Origin of the sequence: Paraburkholderia sediminicola (assembly GCF_046026895.1) — a bacterium.
In the GTDB taxonomy this organism is placed as follows: domain Bacteria; phylum Pseudomonadota; class Gammaproteobacteria; order Burkholderiales; family Burkholderiaceae; genus Paraburkholderia; species Paraburkholderia sediminicola_C.
The window spans coordinates 1-957 of sequence record NZ_JAQQEU010000243.1 but is presented as its reverse complement, the minus strand read 5'-3'; the positions used below and the strand labels follow the sequence as shown (position 1 = coordinate 957).

Genomic DNA, 957 nt, shown 5'->3' with positions numbered 1-957 from the left:
ATGCCGGGTCTCTAGCGCAGAATTCAGGCCATCGAGCTTCGCCGTGGGCACCTCGGACCTTGCACGCAGCAATGGCCGGGCGCCTCAGCCGATGTCGCGAAGTCAGTGCAGTCGCGTGCCCATTGCGCACGAACGCACCGGTCGGGTCGGGTGTCGGCATCATCATTCACTCAACGAGGCGAAAACAATGAACAAGCAGGAACTGGTGGATGCGGTTGCCGCGAAGACCGGGGACAGCAAGGCCGCGACGGGCGAAGCGATCGACGCGGTAATCGCGGCGATTACCGGCGAAGTGACGAAGGGCGGCACGGTGCAGCTGGTCGGGTTCGGTTCGTTTTCGACCGGCGCGCGCGCCGCGCGGGTCGGCCGCAATCCGGCGACCGGCGCCGAGATCGAGATCCCGGCTGCGAAGACAGTGAAGTTCACGGCGGGGAAGGCGTTCAAGGATGCCGTGAACGGCGCCTGAGACCAGACGCAATCCGTCGGCCGAATTTCTGCCGATGGCACGGCGGCCAGCAGCGTAGCCGCTACAGGTGCTGGCGGCAGCGACGGCATGGCGTGATCGGGCAACGCCTGGACCTCGGCCAGCCGGCCTGGTAGGACCAGGGCGAGATGCCGCGACATACTGCGGCCCCTGCGATTCGCTGCATGTCTTGTCTCAATAGATTGCCGTATGGAAAAGAAACGGTCGCGGACCCGGCGCGAAATCTCGTGCCCAACGATCGGTGCGTTACTGCGCTACCGGACGCGCATCGTGCGCGTCATTGCGGAAGCCCGCGGGCAACGCGCGATGATCAAATCGCTCGGCACCACAGGCAGGACCTTCGTGAGCACGGTGAAGTGGGTCAGCCTGCGTGAGCTGGGTGAGCAGCTCTTCTGAAGCTGGATCTCTTCGCGGGCCGATCGGTCGGCCCATTCCGGGATGCCTGCGCATCAGACTCCTCGACGCTCCAGCTT

Annotated in this window: 2 protein-coding genes; both read left to right on the top strand. The window is 65.0% G+C overall.

All coding sequences use genetic code 11. The annotated features are described in order from the left end of the window. Positions 1-91 precede the first annotated feature (91 nt). On the top strand, positions 92-466 hold the full coding sequence (locus tag PQR02_RS40540) for an HU family DNA-binding protein (RefSeq protein ID WP_408243406.1): 375 nt from the start codon (positions 92-94) through the stop codon (positions 464-466). A gap of 207 nt (positions 467-673) precedes the next feature. After that, positions 674-880, top strand: coding sequence for a hypothetical protein (locus tag PQR02_RS40535; RefSeq protein ID WP_408243405.1), 207 nt, complete (start codon positions 674-676; stop codon positions 878-880). The last annotated feature ends 77 nt before the right edge of the window (positions 881-957 follow it).